The organism is Saccharopolyspora sp. (assembly GCF_017434145.1).
Taxonomy (GTDB): domain Bacteria; phylum Actinomycetota; class Actinomycetes; order Mycobacteriales; family Pseudonocardiaceae; genus Saccharopolyspora_C; species Saccharopolyspora_C galaxeae.
Genome location: NZ_JAFRFW010000995.1, coordinates 1 through 2,484 on the forward strand (window position 1 = coordinate 1; position 2,484 = coordinate 2,484).

The 2,484-nt window shown below is 69.2% G+C and carries 2 protein-coding genes and 1 tRNA gene; 2 read left to right on the forward strand and 1 reads right to left on the reverse strand.

Translation table 11 applies throughout. The features are described from left to right. The coding region (gene rho, locus IJH84_RS27060; protein WP_295150555.1) for a transcription termination factor Rho at nucleotides 1-1,261 on the forward strand (1,261 nt) is incomplete at its 5' end. A 54-nt stretch (nucleotides 1,262-1,315) separates the two neighbouring features. On the opposite strand, the gene IJH84_RS27065 is transcribed toward rho, so the two are convergent. Further along, a complete protein-coding gene (locus IJH84_RS27065) occupies nucleotides 1,316-2,248 on the reverse strand; it encodes a cation diffusion facilitator family transporter (RefSeq protein WP_295150558.1) in 933 nt (310 codons plus the stop codon). A gap of 160 nt (nucleotides 2,249-2,408) precedes the next feature. Between IJH84_RS27065 and IJH84_RS27070 the strand changes: the two genes are divergently transcribed. Then, a tRNA-Arg gene (locus IJH84_RS27070) sits at nucleotides 2,409-2,481 on the forward strand. The last annotated feature ends 3 nt before the right edge of the window (nucleotides 2,482-2,484 follow it).

Genomic DNA, 2,484 nt, shown 5'->3' on the forward strand with positions numbered 1-2,484 from the left:
GGACAACCGCCAGCAGGACGACGACGATGACGGCGGCCGCAGGCGCGGACGCCGGTTCCGGGACCGCCGCCGCAACCGCGGCCGCGGCGAAGGCGGCGGCGAGCCGGAGGTCCGCGAGGACGACGTGCTGCTGCCGGTGGCCGGCATCCTGGACGTGCTGGAGAACTACGCGTTCGTGCGCACTTCCGGCTACCTCGCCGGGCCGAACGACGTGTACGTGTCGCTGTCGCTGGTCCGCAAGTACGGGCTGCGCCGCGGTGACGCGATCAAGGGCGTCATCCGGCAGCCGCGGGAGGGCGAGCAGCAGCGGCAGAAGTTCAACCCGCTGGTGCGGGTGGACGCGATCAACGGCTTGGAGCCGGACGCCGCCAAGGGCCGCTCCGAGTTCCACAAGCTGACCCCGCTGTACCCGAACGAGCGGCTGCGGCTGGAGACCGAGCCGCAGAACCTCACCGGCCGGATCATCGACCTCGTCATGCCGGTCGGCAAGGGCCAGCGCGCGCTGATCGTCTCCCCGCCGAAGGCGGGCAAGACGATGATCCTGCAGGCGATCGCGAACGCGATCACCACGAACAACCCGGAATGCCACCTCATGGTGGTGCTCGCCGACGAGCGCCCCGAAGAGGTCACCGACATGCAGCGCTCGGTCAAGGGCGAGGTCATCGCTTCGACCTTCGACCGGCCGCCGGCAGACCACACCACGGTCGCCGAGCTGTCCATCGAGCGCGCCAAGCGGCTGGTGGAGATGGGCCACGACGTGGTCGTGCTGCTGGACTCGATCACCCGTCTCGGCCGGGCCTACAACCTGGCCGCCCCGGCATCCGGGCGCATCCTGTCCGGTGGTGTGGATTCCACGGCGCTGTACCCGCCGAAGCGGTTCCTCGGCGCGGCCCGCAACATCGAGAACGGCGGTGCGCTGACCAACTTCGCCCCCGCGCTGGTGGAGACCGGTTCCACCATGGACACGGTGATCTTCGAGGAGTTCAAGGGCACCGGCAACGCGGAGCTCAAGCTGGACCGCAAGCTCTCGGACAAGCGGCTGTTCCCGGCGGTCGACGTGGACGCCTCCAGCACCCGCAAGGACGAGATCCTGCTGTCCCCGGACGAGTTGGCGGTGACCCACCAGCTGCGCCGGGTGCTCTCGGCCTTGGACGCGCAGCAGTCCTTGGAGCTGCTGCAGGACCGGTTGCGCAAGTCGCGGACCAACATCGAATTCCTGATGCAGGTCGCCAAGCAGACTCCGGGCAAGGACGAAGACTGACGCTGGGCGCCGAACTGGACCGGCCCGCACCGCTCGGTGCGGGCCGGTTTCGTTTCACCAGGTCAACGCCTCGCAGCGGCGAGCGCACTCGACCGGTTCGACCTGCAAGGTCGCGTGCTCGATGCGGTAGCGCTCGGCGAGCATCCGTTGCGCGGCCACCAGCACCTCGCCGTGATCGGCGTCGGACGGGGTGGCCAAGTGCGCGGAGGCCACTTCCATCCCGGAGGTCAGCGTCCACACGTGCAGGTCGTGCACTTCGGTGACGGCAGGCAGCGCGCCGAGATCGTCGCGCATCGCTTGCACGTCGACGCCTTCGGGAGCTTGCTGCACGAGGATGCGCAGCGCCTGCCTGGCGAGCTTCCAGGTGCGCGGCAACACCCACAGCCCGACCGCGACGGCGACGATCGGGTCGGCCAGGTACCAGCCGAAAGCCAGCGACAGGCCCCCACCGAGCAGTACGCCGACGGAGCCGATCGAATCGGCGACCACCTCGAGGTAGGCGCCGCGCACGTTGAGGCTCTCCCCCGCACCCTTGCGCAGCAGCAGGAAAACCACGAGGTTCGCCAGCAGTCCCGCGGCGGCGGTGAGCATCATGGGCACACCGGCCACTTCCGGCGGCTCCTGGAACCGGCCGATGGCCTCCACGAGGATGTAGACGGCGACGCCGAACAGCAGCACGGCGTTCGCCAACGCCGCCAGCACCTCGATGCGGTACCAGCCGAAGGTCCGCTTCCCCGCCGCCGGGCGGCGTGCCGCGGTGATCGCGGCGAGCGCCATCCCGACGCCGAGCACGTCCGTCAGCATGTGTCCCGCGTCCGACAGCAGCGCGAGGGATGACGCGAAATACCCCACGAGCGCTTCCAGGACGAAGAACGCCAGCAGCACCACGAACGCCACGGCGAGCCGCCGCGAGTAGCGCCAGGAGGCGCTGGCGGGCACGTCCGCCGACATGCCATGCCCGTGGCCATGTCCATGGCCGTGTCCCATCAGGAGCCTCCTCTCCGCTCGCCCCAGATATATAGTCGAATGCGCATGAATGCAAGACGGCGCCCACCCAGTGGACTCGCCGCGAAGATCGCGACCGCGCAGGCCCCCTTATCGACTCTCCGACCCCATGCGCTAAGGTGAACGACGTCAGCAACGACAAGCCCTCGTAGCTCAGCGGATAGAGCACTGCCCTCCGGAGGCAGGTGTCGCAGGTTCGAGTCCTGCCGAGGGCGCCC